The organism is Ferrimonas sp. YFM (genome assembly GCF_030296015.1).
GTDB lineage: Bacteria > Pseudomonadota > Gammaproteobacteria > Enterobacterales > Shewanellaceae > Ferrimonas.
Genome location: NZ_AP027368.1, coordinates 3469854 through 3489867, shown reverse-complemented (window position 1 = coordinate 3489867; position 20014 = coordinate 3469854). Strand labels below are relative to the sequence as shown.

Genomic DNA, 20014 nt, shown 5'->3' with positions numbered 1-20014 from the left:
TCACTCTTGGGAAGCTTTGAGTTGATTCTTGTTCTTTGGCGACCATAAAGGTAGTCTGAGAATCCAAACAGCAGGAGTCTCCCATGTCCATGTCAGCCATTCACAACGGCAGCCAGCTGATTCAACAGAGCCAGGCCCAACTGGATCGGGACGCGCACACCATCGCCACTGCCCAGGTGGACAGCGGTAGCGCCCAGCAAGAGAACCTCAAGCCGGTCTCTGCCAAGCCCTCGGTGGAGAGTGCTCTGTTGTCCGCCACCCAGGCACCGCTCTACAGCGCCGCCGGTGCCAGCGTGCTGCGCCGCAGTGATGAGATGCTCGGCAACCTGCTGGATACCACCGCCTGATCCCTCCGTTGGCCTGATGAGATCCAGGCCACAAAATCGCCCCTTTCTTGAGCCGGTGTTTATATATTAAGCGCTGGTTACCAAAGTTTTTGAATTGTTGAGTGTTGTTCTCTATATTGCCCGGGTTTTTCCATGGAAAGGCCTCCCTTCCCATGGGGAAACCCCTAACTATAAAGAAAATGGCGGGGCCCACCCTGCCTGCTGTATTAAGGTAACCCTACAATGAGAAAGACTACCCTGGCGCTGGCCCTGCTTGCGTCCATGCCCGCCCTTGCCCAAAACCCAATCCAATGGTGGGACGCCAGTGCCACTCTGCTTCACGGCGAAGACTACGATCTGGCCCCTTCCCACCGTCAGACCACAGTGACCCTGGAAACCGCCGGTGGCTTCAGCTACGGCGACTGGTTCGCCTTCTACGACATGATCGACTTTAACGGTACCGACGAGTCTGCCACCTATGGCGAGATCTCTCCCCGTTTCAGCTTCGGCAAGATCTTTAGCAAAGAGCTGGCGGCTGGCCCTGTGACCGATCTCTCCCTGGCACTGACCCAGGAGTTTGGTCGCGGTCCCGTAGAAGCCCTGCTCTATGGTGTGGGTGTGGACCTGAAGGTGCCTGGCTTCACCTACCTGCAGCTGAACACCTACAAGCGTGACCCTCAGAGTGGCAACAACCTGAGCGAAGGTTGGCAGCTGACTCCGGTTTACCGTGTCGACATCCCCGTGGGCAACGCCGCCCTGGTGGTTGATGGCTACATCGACTGGGTATTCTCCTCCGACAACGCCGCCTACGAAGAGAACCTGCACTTCAATCCCCAGATCAAGTATGACCTGGGTCGCTCACTGTTTGGCGAGTCCAAGGCCAACAGCCTGTTCATCGGTATCGAGTATGATTACTGGCAGAACAAGTACGGCGTGAAGGGCATCGATCAGAGCACCTACTCCTTTATCGTGAAATATCACCTGTAATAACAGGGCGCGATAAACAGAAAGGGGCCGACTGGCCCCTTTTCTTTTGAATGGCGTTCGGCCATTCTACTTCTTAGGAGGGAAGAATGGTTAAGATTGATCTGTTTGGTACCCCCATGGTGGCGACGCGCATCGGGGAGGAGTGGCAGCTGTTTCGTGAATCTGACACTGGCCTGCTCAGCCGGGTGCACGAGGTGGTGTTTCCACCGGGCATGGATGAGTCGGAGTTGTGCGGTTATCTGGATGACATCTTTCATGAACTGGCTACCGAGCGTCACCCCAGGGTGAGGCGCAGAAGCTGAAAGGGGCCTTGCGGCCCCTTTGTTGTTTGCGAAAGGCGTTGTTACTCCACCTTCTCCAGTGCCTGGGAGATATCGGCGATGATGTCGTCGATGTTCTCGATCCCCACCGACAACCTGACCAGATCTTCACTCACACCCGCCTTGGCCAGCTCCTCTTCGTTGAGCTGCCTGTGGGTGGTGGTGGCTGGGTGGCAGGCCAGAGACTTGGCATCTCCGATGTTCACCAGCCTCAGCACCATCTGCAGGGCATCGATAAACTGGGCGCCCGCCTCGCGGCCACCGCGGATGCCGAAGCTGAGGATGCCTGACGCCTGACCACCGCAGAAGCGTTGGCAGTTGTCGAAATGGGGGCTGGCGGGCAGGGCGGCGTAGTTGACCCACTTCACCTTGAAGTGATCGGACAGGTAAGCGGCCAGCTTCTTGGCGTTGTAGCAGTGACGCTCCATCCGCAGCCCCAGAGTCTCCAGCCCCTGCAGAATCAGGAAGGCGTTGTGGGGGGAGATGGCGGCGCCGGTGTTGCGCAGGGGTACCACCCGGCAGCGGCCGATAAAGGCGGCGTCGCCCAGAGCTTGTGTGTAGACCACCCCGTGGTAGGAGGGATCGGGTTCATTGAGAATGGGGAATCGCTCCTTGTTGGCCACCCAGTCAAATTTGCCTGAGTCCACCACGATGCCCCCCACCGCGGTGCCGTGGCCGCCGATGTACTTGGTGAGGGAGTGGATGACGATGTGGGCGCCATGCTCGAAGGGGCGGCACAGGAAGGGGGTGGCCACGGTGTTGTCCACAATCAGTGGTACCCCATGCTTGTCGGCGATGTCCGCCAGGGCGCGCAGATTCACTACGTTGCCCGCCGGATTGCCGATGGACTCACAGAAGATCGCCTTGGTGTTGGCGTCGATGGCGGCGTCGAAGCCATCGAAGTCATTGGCATCGACCATGCGCACTTCGATGCCCTGCTTGGGCAGGGTGTGGGCGAATAGGTTGTAGGTGCCGCCGTAGAGTTGACTGGTGCTGACGATGTTGGAGCCCACTTCACACAGGGTTTGGATGGCGTAGGTGATGGCGGCCATGCCCGAGGCCAGGGCCAGGGCACCGATGCCCCCCTCCATGGCGGCCACCCGCTTTTCCAGCACGTCTGTGGTGGGGTTCATGATTCGGGTGTAGATGTTGCCCGCCACCTTGAGATCAAACAGGTCGGCACCATGCTGGGTGTCGTCGAAGGTGTAGGAGGTGGTCTGGTAGATGGGGACCGCTGCCGCCTTAGTGGTGGCTTCCGACTCGTAGCCGTGGTGCAGTGCAAGGGACTCCAGCTTCATACTTCTACTTCCTATTTTTTCGGGATGAACAGATTACTTTATCACCAACTTGGTGCAGATAAATAGTCGCTTTGGTTAAATAACTATTTAATCTGCTTATGGTGAAACAGAGCCAATCTCCCACTCTTACAGTTGCTTACCCCTGGTTGCACCCCCTTACCCCCGGGCAGTTGGCGGCAAGTTAGTCTCAGTCACTGACCCCACCTAAGACCCTAAGGAGCCCCAGTGAAGCAACCGACCCTTCTGGCCCTGGCGACCGCCCTGGTCCTGGCAGGCTGTAACGGCAGCAGTGGCAACAGCAATAACAACACCGGCAGTGGTGGCACCACGCCGCCGACCACGGGTGAATCGGCACTGGAGAAAGCCCTTCCCCTCTCCATCGATGTGTTCGGGGTAACCATTCGCGCCACAGCCAACATCGATCGCACCAAGATGTTGCATGCTGCCCAGGTGATGGCTCAGTACCTGGACAACGACGAAAATGGCCTGGTGGATAACGAAGCGGTGGTGGAGAAGCTGGTGGCCAGCAAGGCCACCCTGGTGATGCTGCCCAAGGAATCCGACATGGAGGCGCTGGGCGATAAGCTGGGTGACGGCAAACAGGACAATATTCAGGATCTCTATGGCAGCGAGGTCTACCCTGGCGGTTCCAGTGCCGCCGGTTTCGATGCGTCATTGGAGGAGGTGCTGCACCTGATCACCCACGTGGGCTATGCCCAGGTGTACCCCAAGATCTTCGGGGAAAAACCGGAGAGCCAGATCGCCGATGCTATGGACCAGGCCAGGGGCGGGCGCTTTACCTCTATTCCGGCTAAATACCCGGAAGGGGCCTGGTACACTTATGACGACAGCACCTGTGACTACAGCTGCATGGTGACCGAGTACACCTACTGGGCGCTCACCTCTTTGCTGGGTGGTCAGGCGTATGAGGGACGCCTGGAAGAGATAGCCCACGAATGGAAGCTCAATACGCCCGAGAAGGTTAAGCTGGGCGACCCGGCAGTCTATACCCTGCTGACCAATGGCGAGTATGGCCTGGCCACCAAGCTGCCCAACGGCAACTACAGCTATAAGACCTTCACCATCCAAGGAGGTTAGCCCTCCATCGCCTGAGGCTTTGGCACAAAAAAACCGGCCAGATGGCCGGTTTTCTGTTTTTTGGTCGGCTTAGCCGGCCAGTACCTGGGTCACCCAGGGCAGCATCTGCTTCTTGCGGCTCAGGAAGCCGGCGAAGGTCAGGCTGTCGCCATTGGCGGTCTTGAGGGTGTCGGCCAGAGGACCGGCAACCAGCAGACGGGTCTCTTCAGAACGGATGTTGGTCAGCATCAATGCCGCCAGGTCCAGGCCCTTGTCGGCCACGCGCTGGTTCATCACCGCCTGCATCTCTTCGAGAGCGTGCTCCACCTGACCATAGTCGGCCAGCTCCAGCTGACCCAGGGTGGTGGACTTGCCGGCGATCTCGTAGTTCTTCACGTCTTTATCCAGCAGCGCTTCCGTGGACAGGCCTTCGACGTTGGTCTTGGCAGCCAGCAGATCGGCCAGGAAGGACTCCACGTCTACACCGGCCAGAGGCGCCAGTTGCTCGACGATCTCGGCATCGCGATCTGTGGTGGTGGGGGACTTCAGGCCTACGGTGTCGCTCAGCAGGGCGCCCAGCATCAGACGGGCGATGGGCTGGGTGATCTCAACCTGGTGGATGGCGAACAGCTCGAACAGCACGGAGGCGGAGGAGCCCAGAGGCATCAGCCAGGCTTCCAGAGGTGCGGCGCTGGTCAGGGTGCCCAGGCGGTGGTGATCGACTATGCCCACCAGGTCGGCGTCGTTGATGTCGTCGGGAGCCTGCTCGGCTTCGCTGAAGTCCACCAGGTATACCTGCTCGCCTTTCAGAGGCTTCTCCAGCAGCGGAGGCAGTTCAGCACCGGCGAAATCGAAGATGAACTGAGTCTCACGGCTGACTTCACCCAGGCGGAAAGGGGTGGCGTCTTTGCCACGGGCGGTCAGCCAGTGGGCGGCAATCACGGCAGAGCTGACGCAATCGCTGTCAGGGCTCTTATGGCCAAATACGTTGATCATTTGGGGATCCTTTTAACTACTTCGGCCCCACAGCGGGCCAGTTCCGGACAGAGAGGCGGCTACTATAAAAATCCCCGCCAGGTGTGTAAAGCCCGGCGGCGGATTTAAGCTAGGACTCCCTGAATTTGGGCCCGGTAAAGATGCGTGAAGGCTGGCCCCGTTCCAGATTGTGATGAGCTTGGCTATGTAGGTTTCCCTTTTTACAGGCCTATGCATGTAGGCGGGATGGCTGCTCTTAACGGGTAGAGTCAATTTAAAACAAAGTTATTAATATTGGCTTTTATATAGCTTTTGGGAATATCACAGTCGAAATGGCGTTTGATGGCTGCTGGCCCGGGGACCATGATGAACCTCTGAAAATGCGCAGAGGATTGGGTGATGAGACAGGGGGCATTGTGGTTACTGTTGCCGCTGATGGCGGTGGTGGCCCTGACCACAGATGGAATGATCAGGGCGACACTGGAGCTGCTGGGCTTCGTTGCCGTGCTCGCTGTGGTGCTGAGCGCCTCAGGCGAGAAGGTAAAGGAGTGACACCGAACTGATGGCCAGCCACAGGCCCACTCCCAACATCAGCGGTTTTGGTCCCGCCTCTCTCAGTCGGCGGGCAGTGATGCCGCAACCAATCAGGAACAGACAGACCACCAGCAAACGCTTGCTGGCCCAGAAGACCCCCTCCCATACCGGCGCCATCTGCGGCAGCAGATGGGCCACACCTATGGCCACACAGTAGTAGAGAATGAACATCGGCACGCTGAGCTTGCGGCTTTGACTGCGAAAGGCCAGGGCACTGATAAAGGCCACAGGAATGATCCACAGGGCCCGTGCCAGCTTCAGGGTGGTGGCGGTGATCAGCGCCTGATCCCCGTAGGCTCCGGCGGCGCCGACCACTGAGGAGGTATCGTGGATGGCGATGGCACTCCAGATGCCGAACTGCTCCTGGCTCAGTCCCACCAGATGACCAATCACGGGAAACAGGAACAGGGCGACGGAGTTGAGCACGAACACGGTCGCCAGGGCCAGGGAGACCTGTTTGCTGTCGGCGTCGATGGCCGGGGCCACCGCCGCAATAGCGCTGCCGCCACAGATGGCGGTGCCCGAGGCGATCAGGTGACCGGTCTTGCTGTCCAGCTTCAGGGCCCGGGCCATCAGGGTGCCCAGGGCCAGGGTGCCGAAAATGGTGACGACGATGATCCCCAGGCCCGCCCGGGTGGCATCGATGGCCTGGTCCAGCTGAATGCCGAAGCCCAGACCGACGATGGAGAACGCCAGCAGCTTCTTGGCCAGGGCGCCGGTGTTCACCCCCTTGGGGATGGCGCCCAGGCTGGCGGCCACTATGCCCAGCACCAGCGCCATGGGGGAGCTGATCACCGGCAGCAGGCAGGCCAGGGCCGTGAGCCAGAACAAGGCATGCTGGGGCCGGGAGAACAGTGTTGGGCTGGGGCGTGACATCAATGGGCTCTCGTCAGTGAAAGGCGCTCAGTATAAGGGGATGGTCAAACGGTGACGAGATCCCGATCACGCTTTTTGCCCTGATGGATGCTCAACCTGCCTGGAACAGCAGGATGTAATCCCTTCTGGCCAAAAGTTACTGTTTTGTGGGGTTTGGGCGGGAAACTGGTCTAAATGCCGGTTTCTTAACTTTTTACTGGCGTTCGAAACAGATTCTGTTATAGGCTGTAACACACAGATCGTTACCCGCACTGGGTAACAGTAGAGGCGCATCGCCTATCAGTATCTCGAATCAGGGTGACACCCGATGAGGTCGAGAGAAAGGAGTCGATGCCGAAGTGGCAGGGGCGTCATCCCCGGTCGCTGGGGCTGTATCTAACAGGTGCAGCACTGCCATGGTAAATCCCAAACGGACATTGGGGATTGAATTTACTGTGGAGCGCTACTGAAGGACGTCGTCACCCCTATTTCTCTCCCGTGGGTGGCGTCCGTGGCATATCGCCACTGTCAGCAGCCTCCATCGTACTTATAAGACAAAGAGAAACGATGGTTTTAATCAGTTACGCCGATTCGGCACTTTCTATTCTGCCTCCCGTGGCCGCCATTGGCCTGGCAATTGTGACGCGCAGAGTGTTGCTCTCCCTGGGTCTGGGAATTCTGTTGGGGATCATCATGCTGGCGGATTTCGCTCCCTCGGTGATCCTGTCTGAACTGACCTCCCGATCCACTGGCCTGGTGTGGGACGGTGATGGCTTCGCCAGCTGGAATCTGTATACCCTGGGCTTTTTGATGACCATGGGGACCCTGATGGCGCTGATCTCCGTGTCCGGCGGCACCCGCGCCTTTGCCCGTTGGGCCCGTCGCCGCATCCGTGATCGTCGCGACGCCCAGCTGATGACCCTGTTCCTTGGGGCGGTGATTTTCATCGATGACTATTTCAATGCCCTGCTGGTGGGCAACGTCGCCCGGCCGGTGACCGATCAATACGGCATCTCCCGGGAAAAGCTGGCCTACTGCATCGACTCCACCTCGGCCCCTGTGTGTGTGGTCTCCCCCATCTCCACCTGGGGGGCCTACATCATGTCTCTGCTGGCGGCGCTGCTGGCCAGCCATGGGCTGACCGAGATGACCGCCCTGTCGCTGTTTGCCCAGATGATCCCCTTCAACTTCTATGCCCTGACCGCCCTGGCCTTGCTGATCTGCGTGGTCTACTTCCGCCTGGATATTGGCCCCATGGCGGCGGCGGAGCGCCGGGCCCAGGCTGGCCAACTCTGGGATGCACAAAAGGGCACCCCTGCCGGTGAAGACCTGGGGCTGGAACAGGCCCGCAGTGGCACAGTGCTGAACCTGGCAGGTCCATTGGTACTGCTGGTGAGCCTGGTGGTGGGTCTGATGCTGTTCTCCGGCGACATGGCGCTGCAGGCCGCCGGTGAACCTTTCGCCCTGATTGCCGCCTTGGAGAACGCCGACGGTGCCTGGTCCATGGTAACCGCAGGCAGCATCACCATAGTGATCACCGCCCTGGGAATGATCGCCCAAGGGGTATCTCCAGCGCTGATTGGCCGCGCCATCATTAAGGGGATGCACTCCATGCTGCCTGCGGTCTACATTCTGCTGATGGCCTGGAGCATCGCCGGGGTGATTGCCGATCTGGAAACCGGTAAGTATCTGGCGGGTCTGGCGTCAGAGAGTCTGCCTCAGTCCCTGCTGCCGGCCCTGGTGTTCCTGATCTCCGCCGCCGCCGCGTTTTCCACCGGCACCAGCTACGGCACCTTTGCCATCATGCTGCCCATTGCCGCCAACATGGCGCTGGCCCTGGAGCCTGCTCTGCTGGTGCCCGCCCTGTCTGCGGTTCTGGCTGGCGGAGTGTTCGGCGACCACTGCTCACCCATCTCCGATACCACCATCCTCTCCTCTACCGGTTCCGCCTGCCATCATATGGATCACGTGGCTACTCAGCTGCCCTATGCGGTGATGGCGGCAGGTCTTGCCCTGGCAGGTTATCTGGTACTGGGCTTTACTGGCTCTGTGGCCGCCGGATTGCTGATCAGCTGTCTGGGCCTGATGGTTCTGGTGGGGCTGTTGCGCCGCCGGGAGGGTGGAGAGCACCACTACCAAACTGAAAGGGCTTGATATGGACTACTTCAACTACAGTGACGGACAGCTGATGGCTGAGTCGGTGCCGGTGGCCGAGGCCGCCGACCGTTTTGGCACGCCATGTTATCTCTACTCCCGGGCTACCATCGAGCGCCATTGGCACGCCTTCAGCGACGCCATGGGCGGGCGGGACCACCTCATCTGTTACGCGGTGAAGGCCAACTCCAACCTGGCCATCCTCAACCTGATGGCCCGTATGGGCTCTGGCTTCGACATCGTTTCCGGCGGTGAGCTGGCCCGGGTGCTTCAGGCCGGAGGCGATCCGGCCAAGGTGGTGTTCTCCGGAGTGGGGAAAACCGAGGCAGAGATGCGCCAGGCGCTGGAAGCGGGGATTCTCTGCTTCAACGTGGAGTCTGAGGCTGAGCTGGAGCGCCTGGATAGGGTGGCTGGCGAGATGGGGCTTCAGGCCCCGGTCTCTCTGAGGATCAACCCTGACATCGATGCCAACAGTCACCCCTACATCTCCACTGGGCTCAAGCAGAACAAGTTTGGTATCCCCTGGGAGCGGGCGGTGGCGGTCTATCGCCGGGCCGATGAGCTACCCAACCTCAAGGTGACCGGCATGGATTGCCACATCGGCTCCCAATTGACCGAGGCCCGCCCCTTCGTGGAAGCCCTGGAACGGCTGCTGGGGCTGATGGACCAGTTGGCAGAGCAGGGCATTGAGCTGGAACATCTGGACCTCGGCGGTGGCCTTGGGGTGCCCTACACCGACGAGACCCCGCCCAGTCCCGCCGAGTACGTAAAAGCGTTGCTGCCCAGCCTGGGCGAGCGTCAGCTTAAGCTGATCCTGGAGCCGGGGCGGGCGATCATGGCCAACGCAGGGATTCTGGTGACCAAGGTGGAGTACCTGAAGCAGGGCGAAGAGCGCGATTTTGCCATCGTCGATGCCGCCATGAACGATCTGCTCAGGCCCAGCCTCTATGGTGCCAGCCAGCAGATTGTGCCTGTGATTCCCCGTCCGGACGAGGAGCGACTGTACGACATCGTCGGCCCGGTGTGCGAAACCGGCGACTTCCTGGGCAAGGGGCGCCGTTTGGCCCTGGCTGAAGGGGATCTGCTGGCGGTGCGTGGCGCCGGAGCCTATGGCTTTACCATGGCGTCTAACTACAACAGCCGCCCCAGGGTGGCCGAGGTGATGGTGGACAGCGATCAACTGCACCTGATTCGGGAGCGGGAACCCCTGCAGCTGCTGTGGCAGGGGGAGCATACCCTGCCAGACTAGGCCTAAGCCAAAAGCCCGCGATTGCGGGCTTTTTTAGGGAGCGCCGGAGATGATTTTTTCCGTTTTTACAAAGGTCTTTTGTCACTTCTCCTCTATTTGCAAAAGAGCCCGGGTGCTAGTGTCGACTCCATGAACGAGAGGAGTTGTGCATGAATACTGTCCTAATCACCGGCGCCAACCGCGGCCTGGGCCTGGAGTTTGTCCGCCAATATGCCCGCAAGGGCTGGCAGGTGCTGGCCTGTTGCCGGGATCCCAGAGGGGCCGAGGCCCTGAACCGGTTGACGGAAGCCAATCCGGAGATTGAGCTTTTTTCCCTGGATGTCACCGATGAAGGGGCGATCTGGGAGCTGGCTCTGGAGCTTGAAGGCCGGACCATCGACCACCTGATCCTGAACGCCGGCGTGCTGGGCGAGCAATGCGCCGAACTGGGGCAGATGACCCAATCCGAGTGGATTAAGGTGCTTACCATTAACACCGTGGCGCCGGCCCTGTTGATTCAGGCCCTGAAAGACCACGTGGCCGCCAGCGAACACAAAAGCATAGTGGGCATCTCGACCCGGGTGGCCAGCCTGGAGGATAACGGTTCTGGCGGCATGTACAGCTACCGCGCCTCCAAAGCGGCACTGAATCAGATCCTGGTGTCGGCGGCTCACAACCTGAAAGAGCAGGGGGTGAAAACCCTGGCTCTGCATCCGGGCTGGGTGCAGACCGACATGGGCGGCGAGCAGGCCAAGTTCACCCCGTCTGAGAGCGTTGCCGGCATGATGGCTCAGATAGAACGGCTTACCCCCGAGACCTCGGGCAGCTTCCAAGTTTTCGACGGTTCAACCATTCCCTGGTAGGAGTTAATAATGGCACTGTTTCAACCCATAGAGTTGGCGGGCAAGACCCTGACCAACCGCATCGTTATGCCTCCCATGACCCGCTCCCGTGCGACTCAGCCGGGGGATGTGGCCAACGAACTGATGGCCCAGTACTACGCCCAGCGCGCCAGCGCCGGCCTAATCATCAGTGAAGGCACCCAGATTGGCCCCTTGGCCAAGGGCTATGCCTGGACCCCGGGAATCTATACCCAGGCGCAGATCGATGGCTGGCGTCTGGTGACCGACGCGGTACACCAGGCCGGCGGCACCATCTTTGCCCAGCTCTGGCATGTGGGCCGGGTGACCCATCCGGACAACATTGGCGGCGAACAACCGGTGTCCGCTTCCGCCATCAAAGCACTGAACGTCAGGGTGTTTGTGGACAACGGCAGCACTCAGCCCGGCTTCGTGGATGTGGTCGAGCCCAGAGCCCTCTCCGTCAAAGAGATTGGAGAGATTGTGGAGCAGTTCGCCCAGGCGGCGCGCAATGCCGTGGCGGCCGGTTTCGACGGCATCGAACTTCACGGGGCCAATGGCTATCTGATCAACCAGTTTATCGATTCTGAGTCCAATGCCCGCACCGATGAGTACGGCGGCACGCTGGAGAACCGCCTGCGCTTTCTGGGTGAGGTGGTCACCGCCATGGCCGAGGCCATTGGTCCGGAGCGGGTCGGCGTGCGCCTGGCACCGCTGACCACCCTCAATGGCACCGTGGACGCGGATCCGCAGACCACCTACGTGGCCGCCGCCGAGCTGCTCAACCGCATCGGCATCGCCTATCTGCACATCGCCGAGGCGGACTGGGACGATGCCCCGGACATGCCTCTGGCCTTTAAGCAGGCGATACGTCGCAACTTCGAGGGCGTATTGATCTACGCCGGCAAGTACGACAAGGCCAAGGCGGACGCCGCCCTGGCCCAGGGCTGGGCAGACATGATCGGTTTCGGTCGTCCCTTTGTGGCCAATCCGGACCTGCCCAAGCGGCTGGCGGAGGAGTTGCCCTTGGCCCAGCATGACCCCGACACCCTGTTTGGTGGTGGTGCCCGCGGCCTCACCGATTATCCCGTTGCAGAGCAGCAGTAAGGAACACAGAGATGATTTTCACTCCCTTTACCCTGGGCTCGGCAGAGCTGGCCAACCGCTTTGCCATGGCGCCCATGACCCGCTCCCGAACCGACCAGCCTGGCGATCGTCCCAACGCCTTGATGGCCGAGTACTATGGTCAGCGTGCGACTGCGGGCCTGATCATCACCGAAGGCGCCCCCATCTCTGCCGTAGGCCGCGGATACTCCCTGACCCCGGGGATCTACACTCAGGAGCAGATCGACGGCTGGAAGCTGGTGACCGATGAAGTGCACAGGCAGGGCGGTAAGATCTTCATCCAGCTGTGGCATGTGGGCCGCCGCTCCCACGAGAGCATTGCCGGAGAGCAGCCGGTGTCCGCCTCTGCCATCAAGGTGCCGGATCAGGTCTATGGCCCCCTGCCTGAGGGTGGGTTTGGCATGATTGAGACCTCGGTGCCCAGGGCGATGACCCTGGAGGACATTCAGGCCACCATCGCCGATTTTGTTCAGGCGGCCAAAAATGCCGTGGAGGCGGGCTTTGACGGAGTGGAGCTCCATGGTGCCCATGGTTACCTGATCGATCAGTTCCTGCGTCAAACCAGCAACCAGCGTGACGACCAATACGGCGGCAGCCAGGAGAACCGGGCACGCTTCCTGTTGGAAGTGACCCAAGCGGTGGCCGAGGCGATCGGTGGCGATCGCACCGCCATTCGTCTGTCGCCCTTTGTCACCGAGGGTGAGAGCCGGGTGGACCCTGAAGTGGTGGCGCTGACCCTGAAGGTGGTGGAGCAGCTGGCGCCTCTGGGACTGGCCTATCTGCACTTCTCGGAGAACATCTCCAACTGCGCCGAAGTGCCGGAGAGTTTCCGTGCCCAGGTGCGCAAGTGTTACCCCCACCCCATCATGGTGGCGGGCAAGTACACCCTGGAGAGTGGCCAGGCGATGCTGGCCAGCGGGTATGCGGATCTGATTGCCTTTGGTCAGCCTTTTATCACCAACCCGGACTTTGTCCGCCGCTGCCGGGAGCAGTTGCCTCTGACGCCGGTGGATTACGCTGCCCACGCCACCTTCTACGGTGGCGGCGCCGAAGGCTATACCGACTACCCCACGGCCTGAGTGTATCTGCCTCAGTGAATGCTGAGGCAGAGTTACAGCGCTTCATCCTGAGCTATTTGTGGTGGTATTAAAAAAGACAGGAGCCACAAAGCGGTCAACGATAGACATCATGGTTCCCTGTGCAAGGGTCGACCTCCTGCGTTTTATCGTGGGTTAGTAAAACCAGAGCCACACTGTTTGTTGTATCACGCAATCAAACACAACAGGAGGTCGACATGATTAAAGCTAACACACTTTTCGTCGGACTGGATGTGCACAAGGAAACCACTGATGTCGCTTTGATTTCCGATTCGATGGGTGACACCGTTCGCTACTACGGCACCGTTCCCACCAACATTAGGGCCTTCGACAAACTGCTGAAGCAGCAGGCGACCAAGGCCAATAAGCTCTGTGTTGTCTATGAAGCCGGCCCTTGCGGATTCTGGCTCTACCGCCATCTCAATAAGCGCGATATCGACTGCTGGGTCATTGCACCTGCTCTCATCCCAAGAGCTCCTGGCGATAAAGTGAAGACCGACAAACGCGACGCGTGCACCTTGGCACGTCTGGCTCGCTCGGGGGACATTGCCCCCATATACATACCTGACGCCAGAGACGAGGCCATTCGCGATCTTATTCGCTGTCGCGAGGACGCCATGCTGGACCTGCGCCAAGCTCGTCAGCGGCTCAAGTCGTTTCTACTGCGCAATGGCCACCCCTGTAGCGGTCGCCAAAATTGGACCGACGCCTATAAACGCCACCTGGCTGACATCCACTTCTCCGAGCCAGCACAGAAGATAACCTTTCAGGACTATATTCACACTGTCACCGAGCGTTACGAGCGCCTGCAACGCCTCGAACTCGAAATGGAGACCCTGGCCGAATCCTGGCGCTGGTATCCCTTGGTACAGCAACTCACGGCGCTGCGAGGAATCCGCTTCCTGTCGGCCATCACCCTGATGGCGGAACTTGGCGACCTGCGGCGTTTCACCAACCCCAGGCAACTCATGAACTTCGTGGGGCTAACCCCCAGTGAACGTTCAAGTGGTACTAGGGAAAGGCGCGGGAACATCACCAAATGTGGCAATACCCACGCTCGGCGCATCCTCATTGAAGCCGCCTGGGCCTATCGCTTTAGCCCCAAAGTCTCCCGAGAAATGCAGATACGTCAGCAGCACCACTCACACAAGCTGCAACAACGCTCCTGGGAGGTACAACTGCGCCTGTGTGCCCGCTTCCGGCGGTTGCAAGCACGAGGCAAGGAGTACAACAAAGTGGTCACAGCCGTGGCCAGAGAGCTCACGGGCTACCTGTGGGACATCGCCCAACGTTTTGAACCGGAGCGACGTGTCCACATAGGCTGACAATCTGGAAAACCATCCTGGTGATGCAGACCGGCGGCAGCGGTGAGAGCAACCCTCGACGGCGTTAGGCGTTTACATGCGCGCACATAGAATGAGGCAAGGCTCCAGCGGCGCAAACAAGTAATGCGGATAACCAAACCCGCGAATATCAGCAAGGTCAACCGCCGAACATTGACTTGCCAGAGGTCTCTCACCAGGGTGTCCAAGCCGGCCTTTTAGGGCCCGGCATGGACAAGTCTGTGCCTATTGACAGGGGGAATCATATCAACGCCGTTGTAAACGGCACAAAATAGCAGGCTGAAATCAGAGCGAGGCGAACATAGCCTACTGTTTTATGTCTGCTTTAACAACTTTGTTATCTGCCAGTATTAAATATCAATTACATTACCAACATAGTAAGGGCCAACACCATATTCATCATTATTTAATTCATCTAAAGCCATTGAAGTACATAGTATTATTTGAAAATCTTTTTTATCTTTAAACATTTCTACTATTGAACGTTGGAAATTGTGGCTTCTAAAAGCTTTCATACCACCATTCTCAATAGCATCTAACATTAAAAATCTTGGTAGTCGGTATAGAGGATCTGACAAAGACTCAAGTAAAGCTGCAAGATAGAAAGCATTCTTTTTTATGTAGTTAGAGCTACCTGAAAACTTCACCCTTCCATCTATTAGTGTTCTATCTTTTGAAAAGTCGATTTCAATATCATTACTCTTCGCTTCCCCAAAAACTTCCTCATAAGGCTTTCCGTTATCTCGCAGATCGGAGTGGAGAATTGGTAACATATTTTCACAGATTCCTCGATTAACTTTATCCCTTCTGTTTTTGCTAGATGCAGCAGCGGATGTGATTTTTTCTCGAAGGTCTGTGATTTTTTTATTTAGATCGGATTTTCTAGATTTATATTTATCTAAGTCAGATATTATTTTGATTTGCTTTTCAATGTTTTTAATTTCAGATTCTAAATACCCTATTTTTTTAGATCTCTCAATTAACCCCTGAGTTTCTATGTCTACAACTTTTGCACTCGACAGCAACTCACTTTGTGCGTTTTTTAGCTGAGACTCTGCAATTACATGTGCAGATTTAAGGCCTTCTAAATGCGTTTTGTAATCATCTAACACTTTCGCGTTGCTTTTAATTTGAAAATCAAGCTCCGTCAAGATTTGCATATAATTGTTCGAATGATGGGACTCTTTATTTGGAGCATTACATAAATGGCAGGTATCTTCGTTCGAAGAATTAATCTCTTCTAAGCAACAAGGGCAGCGTGTATATTTGATTGCACCTATAGAATCATAAGCAGATTTTGATTCTAGCAATGATTTTCTTCTAAAATTAAGTGAGTCGCTAAATAATTCACAATCAACTATTTCTCCAGTTGTTGCTTGTATTTCAACGTTTAAAGCTTGAAGTTGTCGGCTAAATAGGTCGACTTTATTTTCTAATTCTTTGTAATTAGATGCAGAATCAACTTCAATTTCCGTTGTGATTTTTAAATCAACATCTGTATCTTGTAGAGACACAATCTCATCAGAAATACTAGTAACTTGTGAATTTAAAACTTCAAGAGTTAGATCTGAATCATTTCCTAATACCTTATACATAGCATTTAAGTCCGCTGATACCTTATCAAACTCTCTTTCTGCTAGAATAAGTTGCTGTCTCAATTTGTGCGTATCAAGATTATCTAAGCCTAATAGAAATTCAGCAATTGCAGTTCGTATACCTTCACTATCCCCTCGAGGGTTATCTTCTGCGCGAAAGATTTTAGTTGATCCCGTTTCTTGATCTACATATAAGAACCTAAGGATTTGATGCATCGTCAAATTGGCATAATCATCTGACTTATGGTTATCCCAGCCCAATAAATCGAAAAACTGTTGAGAAAAAGAAACTCGCTCACCAGATTCACTTCTTCTTGGCCCAAATTTTTTCCAACCTAAATTATCTGAACTTGTATCACTATATGAGCCATCTTTGATGCGTGTTGGGGGTATCTTACCTTTTTCAATTTCTCTTTTTATTGTAAATGAAGTCCCGTTTACATTAACTTGACAATATATTTCATCACAACGATCCGCAGGGTACAACCATTGGTTTTCTTTTATCTCTCCACCTAGAACATAAAACAACAACTCTAATATTGTTGTCTTCCCGACTGAATGATCACCTCTAATTACATTAATTCCTTGGTGAAATTCTTCATCATAAACACTTTTTCCTGACTTTATGATTACTAGACGTTCTACGAAAAAAATTGACCTAATCATATTTATATTCCATTAATCCGCTCTTTGCTTTAAGGCCATTATCTCCATCCAGCTTAACTTTAGGTAAACACTCAACAAGTATTTTGAAAAGGTCACTTTTTGTTAGTTTGTCATTTTTAAATTCTTGAATTAGGCTATGTGGTAGTTTTTGCCTTTCAAGGCTTACTATATTTCGTTCAATACTAATTAAAGATCTTTGGTGTAAAGAAGAAATTGCTGTTTCGTGCGTTGGATTCATTTCAAAAAAAAGACTACTAGGATTTGGTGTTAACTCAAATGAATCTCTTATATTTCTAATCTTTTTTGCTTGGTAGTTTAATGGCCTTGGATAGCTTTCCATATCCTTTAATAAATGAGGGTACACATAGTAAAAGTTAATAATTTTTAACATATCACAATGTAATTCATTACTTTTTACCGCATATAAGACATTTAATATCCTATAGGAACAATGGTTTACATCATGAGCTGGATGATAAATTATCATTATATCCACTCCACATGGCACTTCTCTGTAAGGAAATACAACATTCCTTCAATTAGCTCACTAGTGATGTAGCCTCCAGCTAAGCTCACTTCTTGATTTAAAGGCTCAACAATGACTGTGTTAATCATTGTTTTAACCGTCAAGTCATCCACGCCATCTTTAATTAAAGGAGCCACATGCGAGCGAAATCTCGTTATAATCAGGCTTAAAACATGATTGAATATAATTTGATATGATTTTACATTTTGAAACCTTAATATCATTTTTGACGCTTTCTGACTGGATATAAGAGCTTCATCAAAAAAAGTTAATTTATTTGCCTTTATTAATTTATTTTCCAACCCAATCACTTTTCTAGATTCATTATCTGTGATTTTACTTTGAAGCTCTTCAAGAACATAAAGGTATATGGGACTTTCTTCCTTTAACTTTTCATGCTCTTTTATTAACACCTTAAGAGATTCTGCTCCTACTGAAATGTCATATGATGGTAACTTAACCACCGTGCTTCCAATATTTAAGTCCCCTGAAATATCATTGTGTTTAATATCATTGCCAGAAACAGATATCCCTCTCGAATGAATTGGCGTTAACTCTACATTTTGACCTGGCACACTCATTATTGTCCACCAATATTTAAAGAACCCTTCACTTTGTTTTTGGAAATCTTATTGTCGACAACACTCGTGTGTTTATTGCCAACTGACAAGTCATTAGCTACTTCATTGTCACATATTTCATTGTTTTGAACTTTTTTCTCTTTTGGTTCTACTTTTGTTTTTTTATTACTACTACGTATCCATAACCACCCCATTATTACACAAAAAGAGAATATTATGATAAGGAGCACTAAATTCAAATACGTGTTTGTTTTAAAAACTTCAGAAGTCGACAAATAGTTTTTAATCAGCTCGACAAAAACCCATGCAGCAATCGCTGATGGTCCTGCAACTTTCAAAGTGCTCTTCCAATCCATAATTAACTTTTCCTTAAATAATTTAACTTTATTTGAAACTTTGATATAAACACCTGCACTTAACGCCGCGGCTAATCGGCGCAAAGTAGTAGCTTGGCTACAATCAGAGAAGTACGAGCACAAGCTAAGTGTCTTTGCATCCGAGTCTTAAGGCACTTTTTATGTGTTTATTAGATAATGTGCACTGTACACGTAGATTTCTTAGTTTAGTAACATCCAGTAGACATGATAAGGATCGAGCCTGACCCTCCTGCAACCTCCTCAGAAGTCTCATTCCACTCTCCCTCCTTCTCGAAGTGACCAGGGCACTTGTCGCACCAAGCATCTGGGAATGGCTCTTCTTCAATCGGATCCAGTGAATACCACTGCTTACTCTCATTTCGCGCCAAGTGACTACATACAAAAGTGGCCTGAGTTTTACCGTGTATACTGCACTTTACTTCGGAACCAGTGTCGTCCGTTACTTTCTCTATACACATAACAGCCTATTTTACGTCAACTCGCCCCCCATCACTCATTATAATCTTGCCGTTTATTCACATTAGGCGAAGTTCCGGGGCTCACCAGAATCACTAAATTGTCAACGTGTTAGTGGCCGCTTTACCGCTTTTCTTCAAAGCTCTTTTGCATGCAAGGCGGATCTAGCTCTTGGAAAGGCGGCACGGCCTCATGACTGTATACAAATCGAGCTAAATGAGTGATGTTCAGTTAGTGAATGCCAACCATTATGCTATTGATATTAAATGCATTTATAATTTGGCGACTTAGGTTTAAGGCAAGCTTCGCCATTGACGAACGAGAGCGCTCATCATCTCTGCCAGACATATGGTGTAAATCACTGATTCTTATACAGAGATCAAAGTACATCTTTTAGTGGATATTTTATAGGGAGATAGTCACAGAAAGCTGTAAGACATTGGCCACGAATGACCGCTTTTGGCGCCAATCCGGCCCTTCCACACCGACCTGCGCTTTCTTTAACTCCGACTGAGTATGTCCTTGGTTCTGCTCGACGGCCCCGAATGCTATACCGACTACCCTGCCGCTTAAGAGGAATCGTCGAAGTAAAAATCCCGTAACTGCGGGCTTTTTGATTTTTCGCTATAGCTTCAATCGTTGCTGGATAAAGTCGAGGAATACGCTGATGCGGCTGGAGATGGAGGAGCTTCGATAGTAGACGGCGTTTACCAGTCTGCGGTCTGACATGGGGTCGATCAGGCCGGTCAGTATCGGGATCAGCCGTCCCTGGGCGATGTCCTCTTTCACCATGAAGTTGGACAGGCAGGTGATGCCGCCATCGTTGAGGGCCATCTGCCTAATGACCTCACCATTGGTGCTGGAGAGATGCAGTTCCACCTCTTTCAGTCCCTTGATGGGCCAGCGATTGAGGGAGGGGATATCGGTAAAGCCAATCAGCCTGTGCTTGCTCAGCTCCTCCGGGGTGGCGGGCACGCCGTAACGATCCAGATAACCGGGGGAGGCCAGCATGTGCAATGCACTGGTGCCCAGCAGGCGGGCATGGAGGGTGGAATCGCTCAAAGGGCCGATGCGAAACGCTAGGTCGGTGCGCTTCTCCAGCAGATCCACATAGCCTTCGTTGCTGGTCAGTTCCACCTTGATGTTGGGGTAGAGCTCGCGGAATTCTCCCATATGCTTGGCGATCTGATGGATCAGCAGCGGGCTGGCGGCGTCCACTCTCAGGGTGCCACTGGGGTTGTCCTTACTCACCAGCAGCTGCTCTTCCGCCTCCTCAAGGATGCACAGCCCCTTACGAACCCGGGTCTCAAAGGTGCGGCCCTCGTCGGTCAGCTCCACTCGCCGGGTGGTGCGGTTGAGCAGGGTGATCCCCAGTTGCTTCTCCAGTTTGCTGACAGAGCGGGACACCTTGGCCACCTGTTCGTTCAGTAGGGTGGCGGCGCCGCTGAAGCTGCCTTGATCCACTACCGCCAGGAAGATCGCCAGATCGTCGGAACGGGTTTTCATTGTTGATTCCACAAATATGATTTGTTGATTGTCATATTTATCACAAAAGTCTTCGGGCGGATACTGTC

Annotated in this window: 19 protein-coding genes and 1 riboswitch; of the genes, 11 read left to right on the top strand and 8 right to left on the bottom strand. The window is 54.3% G+C overall.

What is annotated here, in order from left to right; genetic code table 11:
• The first annotated feature begins 83 nt into the window (after window positions 1-83).
• The 3 genes from QUE41_RS16160 (at window position 84) to QUE41_RS16150 (ending at window position 1615) form a co-directional block, all read left to right on the top strand.
• Complete coding sequence (locus QUE41_RS16160) at window positions 84-347, top strand: hypothetical protein (protein ID WP_286340027.1); 264 nt, start codon at window positions 84-86, stop codon at window positions 345-347.
• A gap of 222 nt (window positions 348-569) precedes the next feature.
• Window positions 570-1313 (top strand): outer membrane protein OmpK, encoded by a 744-nt coding sequence (locus tag QUE41_RS16155; RefSeq protein ID WP_286340026.1) that lies wholly within the window; start codon window positions 570-572, stop codon window positions 1311-1313.
• A gap of 86 nt (window positions 1314-1399) precedes the next feature.
• Window positions 1400-1615 carry a DUF7661 family protein gene (locus QUE41_RS16150; protein ID WP_286340025.1) on the top strand — a complete coding sequence of 72 codons (216 nt, stop codon included), beginning with the start codon at window positions 1400-1402 and terminating at the stop codon, window positions 1613-1615.
• 41 nt (window positions 1616-1656) lie between these two features.
• Here the strand turns inward: QUE41_RS16150 and QUE41_RS16145 are convergent, their stop codons facing one another.
• Window positions 1657-2931, bottom strand: coding sequence for an O-acetylhomoserine aminocarboxypropyltransferase/cysteine synthase family protein (locus QUE41_RS16145; RefSeq protein ID WP_286340024.1), 1275 nt, complete (start codon window positions 2929-2931; stop codon window positions 1657-1659).
• A 225-nt stretch (window positions 2932-3156) separates the two neighbouring features.
• Between QUE41_RS16145 and QUE41_RS16140 the strand changes: the two genes are divergently transcribed.
• Complete coding sequence (locus QUE41_RS16140; protein ID WP_286340023.1) at window positions 3157-4029, top strand: hypothetical protein; 873 nt, start codon at window positions 3157-3159, stop codon at window positions 4027-4029.
• Window positions 4030-4098: 69 nt separating this feature from the next.
• Here the strand turns inward: QUE41_RS16140 and QUE41_RS16135 are convergent, their stop codons facing one another.
• Window positions 4099-5004, bottom strand: a complete 906-nt coding sequence (locus QUE41_RS16135) for a manganese-dependent inorganic pyrophosphatase (RefSeq protein WP_286340022.1) — start codon at window positions 5002-5004, stop codon at window positions 4099-4101.
• A gap of 378 nt (window positions 5005-5382) precedes the next feature.
• Here QUE41_RS16135 and QUE41_RS16130 point away from each other — a divergent pair, with 378 nt between their 5' ends.
• On the top strand, window positions 5383-5535 hold the full coding sequence (locus QUE41_RS16130) for a hypothetical protein (RefSeq protein WP_286340021.1): 153 nt from the start codon (window positions 5383-5385) through the stop codon (window positions 5533-5535).
• Here QUE41_RS16130 and QUE41_RS16125 read toward each other — a convergent pair.
• A complete protein-coding gene (locus QUE41_RS16125) occupies window positions 5512-6453 on the bottom strand; it encodes a YeiH family protein (protein WP_286340020.1) in 942 nt (313 codons plus the stop codon). The two genes, QUE41_RS16130 and QUE41_RS16125, sit on opposite strands and share 24 nt — an antisense overlap.
• Window positions 6454-6707: 254 nt before the next feature.
• Window positions 6708-6906, top strand: a riboswitch (Lysine riboswitch).
• Between the two features lie 93 nt (window positions 6907-6999).
• Here QUE41_RS16125 and QUE41_RS16120 point away from each other — a divergent pair.
• The 6 genes from QUE41_RS16120 to QUE41_RS16095 all read left to right on the top strand — a co-directional run bounded on the left by QUE41_RS16120 (window position 7000) and on the right by QUE41_RS16095 (window position 14221).
• Entirely contained in the window at window positions 7000-8586 is a 1587-nt protein-coding gene (locus QUE41_RS16120; protein WP_286340019.1) for a Na+/H+ antiporter NhaC family protein, read from the top strand.
• 1 nt (window position 8587) lies between these two features.
• On the top strand, window positions 8588-9835 hold the full coding sequence (gene lysA / locus QUE41_RS16115; RefSeq protein WP_286340018.1) for a diaminopimelate decarboxylase: 1248 nt from the start codon (window positions 8588-8590) through the stop codon (window positions 9833-9835).
• A gap of 149 nt (window positions 9836-9984) precedes the next feature.
• Window positions 9985-10677 (top strand): SDR family oxidoreductase, encoded by a 693-nt coding sequence (locus QUE41_RS16110; RefSeq protein WP_286340017.1) that lies wholly within the window; start codon window positions 9985-9987, stop codon window positions 10675-10677.
• Window positions 10678-10686: 9 nt separating this feature from the next.
• A complete protein-coding gene (locus tag QUE41_RS16105; protein WP_286340016.1) occupies window positions 10687-11781 on the top strand; it encodes an alkene reductase in 1095 nt (364 codons plus the stop codon).
• An 11-nt stretch (window positions 11782-11792) separates the two neighbouring features.
• Window positions 11793-12878, top strand: coding sequence for an alkene reductase (locus QUE41_RS16100; RefSeq protein ID WP_286340015.1), 1086 nt, complete (start codon window positions 11793-11795; stop codon window positions 12876-12878).
• Window positions 12879-13093: 215 nt separating this feature from the next.
• Window positions 13094-14221: an IS110 family RNA-guided transposase gene (locus QUE41_RS16095; RefSeq protein ID WP_286339594.1), complete on the top strand. Its 1128-nt coding sequence runs from the start codon at window positions 13094-13096 to the stop codon at window positions 14219-14221.
• Window positions 14222-14589: 368 nt separating this feature from the next.
• Here the strand turns inward: QUE41_RS16095 and QUE41_RS16090 are convergent, their stop codons facing one another.
• The 5 genes from QUE41_RS16090 to QUE41_RS16070 all read right to left on the bottom strand — a co-directional run bounded on the left by QUE41_RS16090 (window position 14590) and on the right by QUE41_RS16070 (window position 19946).
• Complete coding sequence (locus tag QUE41_RS16090) at window positions 14590-16500, bottom strand: SMC family protein (protein ID WP_286340014.1); 1911 nt, start codon at window positions 16498-16500, stop codon at window positions 14590-14592.
• Window positions 16493-16987, bottom strand: coding sequence for an ABC-three component system middle component 5 (locus QUE41_RS16085; RefSeq protein WP_286340013.1), 495 nt, complete (start codon window positions 16985-16987; stop codon window positions 16493-16495). Before QUE41_RS16085 ends, QUE41_RS16090 begins: the two co-directional genes overlap by 8 nt.
• Complete coding sequence (locus tag QUE41_RS16080) at window positions 16987-17607, bottom strand: ABC-three component system protein (RefSeq protein ID WP_286340012.1); 621 nt, start codon at window positions 17605-17607, stop codon at window positions 16987-16989. Before QUE41_RS16080 ends, QUE41_RS16085 begins: the two co-directional genes overlap by 1 nt.
• A complete protein-coding gene (locus QUE41_RS16075) occupies window positions 17607-17963 on the bottom strand; it encodes a hypothetical protein (protein ID WP_286340011.1) in 357 nt (118 codons plus the stop codon). Before QUE41_RS16075 ends, QUE41_RS16080 begins: the two co-directional genes overlap by 1 nt.
• Window positions 17964-19064: 1101 nt before the next feature.
• On the bottom strand, window positions 19065-19946 hold the full coding sequence (locus QUE41_RS16070) for a LysR family transcriptional regulator (protein WP_286340010.1): 882 nt from the start codon (window positions 19944-19946) through the stop codon (window positions 19065-19067).
• Between the last annotated feature and the right edge of the window lie 68 nt (window positions 19947-20014).